7 protein-coding genes and 2 pseudogenes are annotated in these 5,844 nt (G+C 53.7%); 3 read left to right on the forward strand and 6 right to left on the reverse strand.

Going from position 1 to position 5,844, the window contains the following annotated elements; all coding sequences use genetic code 11:
• From ACWIUF_RS12855 to ACWIUF_RS12865, 3 genes are all read right to left on the reverse strand, one after another.
• Window positions 1-621, reverse strand: a 621-nt coding sequence (locus ACWIUF_RS12855; protein ID WP_448572813.1) for a hypothetical protein, incomplete at its 3' end; no start/stop codon positions are given.
• A 70-nt stretch (window positions 622-691) separates the two neighbouring features.
• A complete protein-coding gene (locus tag ACWIUF_RS12860; protein ID WP_448572814.1) occupies window positions 692-1,099 on the reverse strand; it encodes an ExbD/TolR family protein in 408 nt (135 codons plus the stop codon).
• The gene (locus tag ACWIUF_RS12865; RefSeq protein WP_448572815.1) at window positions 1,077-1,739 is read right to left on the reverse strand and encodes a MotA/TolQ/ExbB proton channel family protein; all 663 of its coding nucleotides are present in this window, start codon (window positions 1,737-1,739) and stop codon (window positions 1,077-1,079) included. Before ACWIUF_RS12865 ends, ACWIUF_RS12860 begins: the two co-directional genes overlap by 23 nt.
• 296 nt (window positions 1,740-2,035) lie before the next feature.
• On the opposite strand from ACWIUF_RS12865, the gene ACWIUF_RS12870 reads away from it, so the two are divergent.
• The 3 genes from ACWIUF_RS12870 (at window position 2,036) to ACWIUF_RS12880 (ending at window position 4,355) form a co-directional block, all read left to right on the forward strand.
• Complete coding sequence (locus tag ACWIUF_RS12870) at window positions 2,036-3,049, forward strand: multicopper oxidase domain-containing protein (RefSeq protein ID WP_448572816.1); 1,014 nt, start codon at window positions 2,036-2,038, stop codon at window positions 3,047-3,049.
• A gap of 91 nt (window positions 3,050-3,140) precedes the next feature.
• Entirely contained in the window at window positions 3,141-3,947 is an 807-nt protein-coding gene (locus ACWIUF_RS12875; RefSeq protein WP_448572817.1) for a hypothetical protein, read from the forward strand.
• A gap of 90 nt (window positions 3,948-4,037) precedes the next feature.
• Entirely contained in the window at window positions 4,038-4,355 is a 318-nt protein-coding gene (locus ACWIUF_RS12880) for a hypothetical protein (RefSeq protein ID WP_448572819.1), read from the forward strand.
• Window positions 4,356-4,445: 90 nt separating this feature from the next.
• Here the strand turns inward: ACWIUF_RS12880 and ACWIUF_RS12885 are convergent.
• From ACWIUF_RS12885 to ACWIUF_RS12895, 3 genes and pseudogenes are all read right to left on the reverse strand, one after another.
• Window positions 4,446-4,910, reverse strand: a pseudogene (locus ACWIUF_RS12885) (transposase); the annotation flags it as partial.
• 73 nt (window positions 4,911-4,983) lie between these two features.
• Window positions 4,984-5,116 (reverse strand): annotated as a pseudogene (locus tag ACWIUF_RS12890) (transposase); the annotation flags it as partial.
• A gap of 431 nt (window positions 5,117-5,547) precedes the next feature.
• A complete protein-coding gene (locus tag ACWIUF_RS12895; RefSeq protein ID WP_448572820.1) occupies window positions 5,548-5,763 on the reverse strand; it encodes a hypothetical protein in 216 nt (71 codons plus the stop codon).
• Window positions 5,764-5,844: the final 81 nt, after the last annotated feature.

The following is a 5,844-nucleotide window of genomic DNA, read 5'->3' on the forward strand; positions in this document are numbered from 1 at the left end:
AGTCGGGGGGGCGGGTACGCGCCGAATCGCCTGTCGTCCGGATTGACCGTTCGGTTGACCATTGGGCTGACTATTAAGTTGACCATCCGGTCTGCCCCCTGGGGCTACGCCTGTCGGTTGGCTAGCCTCACCAAACCCACTGCCCGTTCCCGCCGCATCAGTGATCGGACCACTCCGCGGTGCCGCAACGGCGGTCTCACCTGCGGCATTGGTGAGGGGAGCGATCGGGCTGGCTTCCGAATTAGGAGCCTCTGGGCTGGGGGCATCCTCCCCCACGGGTGTTGGAGCCTGGGTATCGGGGGCTAGGGGCGGTGGTTCGGCGATCGCGGCGACGGGTTCAACCATAGCGGGAAGCGGTTCCCACTCTGGCGGGGGTACTTCAGTGAGCAGTTCCTCTGGGGAAATTTCCTCTGGTACGGGTTCCGCCGGGATATCTTCGACCACGATTTCAATCTCGTCGATTGCCGTTGGGGGCGGCAGGATCTCCCACAATTTACCGACCCGAAGTGTCATGGCCCCCGCATGGATCGCAAAGGAGCCAATCAGGGTACCCGCCAGCAACCGCCTCAGGGCTTGGCCTTCTTTTTGACGTTGTTGAGCAACGAGGGTGAGGACATTCATGGTTTCGAGGTCGGAAGGGATAGACGACAACTGCTGGCAGCGGGAGGCGCGCGATCGTTCAGGTGTTTCGTTAGAGTCGCCGCGTCGCGATCGCCAATTTGGCCCCGTCGATCTGGCGGATCTGGTCCATGACGGCCACCACGCGATCGTGGGTGACGGCTCCGTCGGCATTGAGCACCACCACCAGATCCTGATCGGGTTGCACCAGTTGGCGTACGGCATCGGGTAAGGCATCCACCGTGAGGGCCGTTTTATTGAGGTAAAGCTGGCCCTGGGTGTCCAGCGTCACCGTGGCCCGCACCACCTTTTGGGGTTGGGCCGATTGGGCCTTGGGCAAATTCACCACCAAGCCTTCAAAGCGCCCCAGAAACAGGGTAGACATGATAAAAAACGTCAGAATCGCAAAAATCACATCGATCATCGGCACGATGTTGATCTGCGGTGGCACATCCGGTTCAGCGATCGTGCGTCGTCGCATAGGACACCTCCAAACGTTGCCGACGGCGACGGCGATACAAGAGTTCTAGCTCCGCCGAATGCTCCTGAATTAAGGCCAATTGCCGCAGATAAAACCCACGAAAGGTATTGGCAAAAAACAGCGTCACCACCGCCACAACTAAACCGAATGCTGTTGAGGTCAAGGCTTCGCTAATCCCAGCCGTTACCCCTGCGGTTTTGGTCCCGCCAATATCGCCTAAATTGAGCGCCGCAAAGGAGCCGATTAACCCCAACACCGTTCCCAATAGACCTAGCAGCGGCGACAGGGTCACGATCGTGTCAAAGACCGTATTAAACCGCTTGAGCACCGGGATTTCCGCCTGCGTGGCCCCGTCGATCGCCAAAGCCAATTCCTCCGGCTCCGCATCCTCCAGGGAAATCGCTTCCAGGAAAATACGGGCCAGGGGCAGATCCAGATTACGTTCGAGTTTTTCACCCGCCAATGAGGGATCTTGCTGGTACAGAGCCAAGGCATCACGCACCACCCGTTCTTGCCGCCAGTTGACGCGATACCAAAACAGACACCGTTCAATAATCAGGGCGATCGCCGCGATCGAAAAGGCCAACAGGGGGATCGCCACCACGCCTGCCGCCATCAGGACTTCACCGAGTTTTTGCATACATCCTTCCCATCACACGGGGGTAGCCGGAACCCGCACTAGCGAGCCGACGGCCAGCCCAGCCTGCTTAACAGTTCTAAAAGACTATAGATCTTAATACAAATGAATTGCAAGTATTTTGATAGACTGGACTCTACCCCTCTGAAGCGACGACTTCAAGGCAATATTCCCCAGATATCGCCCTAAAAAGGCGTCGTACTACCGTGATTGACGTTTAGAAGGGGGTGCTCTCAGACTACTAGCAGTCTAGATGCCATTAATTTTTAGTAATTGATCATTGCTTACGGATTATTGCCATGCCTAAGTTTCGTGTGCCTACCGCTCCAAACGGTTGGAATCGGCGTCAGTTCTTAACGTGGGGACTGACGGGGCTGGGGGCATCCACGCTAGGCATTTGGGGCTGGCAGCGATCGCGCTCCGCCTCCCTGGTCGTAACGCCCCCCATCCCGGTTCTCCCGGAGACGGATGTTCCTTTTAACCCGATGACGATCCTGCGGGAGTTCGATCGCGGTGTGCTCAAGTGGGAAAACGGGCAGAGCATTCGCGAATTTCAGGTCACGGCCCAGAGTACAGTAGTCCCGCTAAACGCCGCCCTTTCTTTTATCAGTTGGAACCTGAATGGTCGCCTCCCTGGACCCACACTGCGGGCCACCGAGGGCGATCGCGTGCGCATTGTTTTTCATAACGACGCAGGTCATCCCCATAGCCTGCATTTTCACGGTATCCATCCCGCCGATATGGATGGGATCAAGCCTGTACGCCACGGCCAAACCACAATCTACGAATTTGAAGCCCAACCCTATGGGGTACATCCTTACCATTGCCACATTGCCCCCGTCCCCCGCCACATTGGGAAAGGACTCTACGGCCTATTTATTGTTGATCCCAAAGCTGGACGCCCCCCAGCGGATGAGATGGTGTTGGTGATGGGCGGTTACGACCTCGACGATGACGGCCAAAATGAACTCTACGCCTTTAACGGCATTCCCAACTATTTCCGCGACTACCCCATCCCGATTTACCAGCACCAGCGGGTGCGGCTCTATCTCCTCAACATGATCGAGTACGACCCCGCCATTACCTTCCATATCCACGCCAATCTGTTCCAGGTCTTTCGGACGGGGCACACCCTAACGCCGAATGAGGAAACCGATGTGATCACGATGGGCACGGCGGAGCGCCATATTCTGGAGTTTGCCTATCCCTACCCCGGTCGCTACATGTTCCACCCCCACCAGGACACGATCGCTGAACACGGTTGCATGGGCCTGTTTGATGTGCTGCCCCGCGAACATCAGCAATCAGCATAAGCTTTGCTCAATTTATTGACATTAGTTCTTAATTAACGCTACTGTGCATCTACAGCAGATTTATTGATAATTGTTTGCAACTAATCACGTTATGAAACGACTCAAAGCAGTAGAGCTTTTTCTCGCGATCGGCCTCGTAACCGCAGTGGGGGCGTGTGGCTCAAGCCCGACTAGCACCAGTGAAAGCAGCCCTAGGGAAGTAAGTCCTAGCCCAACCATGCAGGCCCACGGGGGTGAAGGCGGCGAAGGCGGCGAAGGGGGGGCCAGCGGCAATCCCGATGTGGACTATCTCACGACGTTAGGGTTAATGCAGGGACACCTGCTGGTTGCTAAGGAACTGATGGATGCGGGGCAGTATGAGCAGGCGGAACCCCATATCGGTCATCCGGTGGAAGAACTGTATGGCAATATTGAAGGCCAATTGGCGGCGCGTCAGGTTCCCGATTTCAAGCCAGTGCTGACTCAACTCCATGACCTCGCGAAGACCGCTCCCGGCAGCCCGGAAATGGCTAAAGCCTATGAGGAAGCCATCCCGACCCTCGATCGTGCGATTGCAGCCTTACCGGCATCAGAACGTCAATCGCCGGATTTGGTGCTAGACACCATCAATCAAATGTTGAAAACGGCAGCCGAAGAGTATAAAGCTGCGATCGCAGATAATAAGATCGTGGAAGTGGTTGAATACCAGGATTCGCGTGGGTTTGTTCTCTATGCGGAGCAGATGTACCAGGCGATCACGCCGCAGATGAGTCAGGCACGGGCGGCGGATCACCAAGCTATTACGGCAGCCTTTACGGAACTCAAAACCGCATGGCCCAGCATTGAGCCTCCGGCTACTCCAGTCAAAATGCCATCAGAAGTGTATGGGTTGATTGCCACGATCGAGTTACACAGTTAAGCTGGGCGACACCCCCGTCGCCATCCCCCGTGCCACATCCGTCCTGCCGCCCTCAAGGGGTGTTGTTCGCCACTCTGCTGCCTCGCCGCCATGCTGCTCAAAATTCCAGATGTGCTGACTGCTGATGAGCTTCGGCAAATCACCGACACCCTGGCCACGGCTGAATTTATGGATGGCAAACTGAGTGCAGGCTGGTATGCCAAACAGGTGCAACATAACCAGCAGTTAAAATCGGAAACAGCCACAGCGGAAAGCCTTAAGGCCATCATTCACCAATCGCTCGATCGCAACGCCCTGTTCCAATGCACGGTGCGGCCCCGGTTGATCCACAACGGCACCTTGTCTTATGTATCTTGGCTGTTAAATACAGCCGTTCTCTCTCTAATCAAGTACTGTCAAACCTTGTAAACAAGGGGCTTAAGCCCCTTGTCTGTACCTCACCCAGTCTGGAAGTGCTGTAAATGATCGGGATATTAGAGCTGATTTGTAAACAAAAGCTTAAGCAGCCAGTCGCCTCGTCATTAAGCGGATGAGCGAGCCGTAAAGCATCGCTTTACTCATGGTGGTGTGCAGTCCATTGGAGAAGTGAGGTTGGAGAACTGAGGAGTGAGAATTTACTTTTCTCGCTTCTCTTTCCTCGTCCTTGATCCAGCGCTTCGGCAAAATCTCAAAGCCGGGTGATTGTCGCGCCATCACCCCCACCCGCACCGACTCGCCACATACCTGCCGCACAGCGCGCGCGCAGTTCTTACCGGAATACCCTTGGTCAACCCAAACGACCTCGAGGCGACTTAACTGACTCTGTGCTTCATGCAGAACTACCACCGCCCCTAAGCGCTCCGAAGCGTTGGCCTCACTCACGAGCATCCCAATGACGAAACCCTGCGAGTCTACGACAATATGGCGTTTACGGCCTTTAACCTTTTTGCCACCGTCATCACCGTAAACCGCCCCCTTTTTTCTGAGGAGTGAGAAGTGAGGAGTGAGAAGTGAGCGAGGATGGATCTCTATTCTCTTTTCTCTTTTCTCTCTCCTATTTCCTCAGTGCGGGGATGGCCAAACCCTTTCGGTTGCGGCAAGAGTGGCGCTAGTACGGCCCACTCGGCATCACTCAAGTCACTGGGATAGGGTTGATGCTGGGCCTGGACAACTTGCGGCAGACGACTCATGGTGATTCGGCTTGAACTCAGATCATCAGTACGATAAAGGCGACTGAAGTCGCTACGGCTATCCCTTAAGGTTTACTTTACAAATTAGCTCTAAGCAAGGTAACTTGAGCTTAAATTCTTTTTTGCCGATGTCATGAGCCTCATACCAATATTCCTTCTACTTCTTACTTAAAATTTTGTCATATTCAGAGTGTGTCCCACCCAAAATCAAATAATTTTATCTTCCTCTGGCTTCATAATCCCTAGAGCGCACCATCCTATCCCGACTCTGACCGACCATATCTTCTCCTTTGGCTTGACCTCTTTAAATTCCAAGCTTGGGTGAAATGGATTCTCTTTCCAAAGTTGATAATTTTTCTTGGCCGTTTCTTGTATCCTTTGGGGTAATTTTAAAAACAATTCCTGAAACTTTCGAGTTCTGGATGACTTCATTAATCTTCGCCAAAGCCTTTGTCTTCAGTTCTCCTCTCCTGTTCTTCAATAAGGGCTTCATGAGCCATTGTCAGAAAATCCCCTAATTGAATATCTGATTCTGAAAGGCTTTGTTGCCAGTTCAGTTCATTTTTAATGTCTTCTAGTAATTGTTGAGCCAGAAGTGTTGAATCCAGATATAAAACTTTACACTTGAGGGTGCGAGAGTCATACAAGCGTTTCTGGAAGCAAATCGTAGCTCCAATGGACGAGCGAACAGCGACGGCTGAGTTCTAGTTGCAAATAGCGAAACTTGT

It is taken from the genome of Trichothermofontia sp. (assembly GCF_053493415.1).